Here is a 399-nt window from a genome sequence, read left to right on the forward strand (position 1 = left end):
ATTATCTTAGGGAGGAAATACACAATGAAAAGTATAAACTTTGAAGAACATTATGTTGTTGAGGATATACAAAAAGAAACAATGAAACATATGACATCTGATCCTAAAGGTGTACCTATGCAAACGATGTTAAAAGGCATTGAAGAAAAATCTGGTTTTACTGATGCAGATGAAATCAAACATCACGATGCACGTATTCAATTCATGGATAAACATGACGTTGAAATGCAAGTATTATCTTATGGAAATGGCGCCCCTTCCAATCTTGAAGGCGAACGCGCAATTGAATTATGTAAACAAGCAAATGATACGTTAGCACAATATATCAATGAACACCCAGATCGATTTGTAGGATTTGCTACATTACCAATTAATGAACCTAAAGCAGCAGAAGAAGAA

General features: G+C 34.3%; 1 protein-coding gene. It reads left to right on the forward strand.

Features of this window, described 5'->3' with window-relative positions:
- Positions 1–24 precede the first annotated feature (24 nt).
- The coding region (locus tag HZY83_RS06155) for an amidohydrolase family protein (RefSeq protein ID WP_179943181.1) at positions 25–399 on the forward strand (375 nt) is incomplete at its 3' end.

This window comes from Gemella sp. GH3, assembly GCF_013415425.1.
Classification (GTDB): Bacteria; Bacillota; Bacilli; order Staphylococcales; family Gemellaceae; genus Gemelliphila.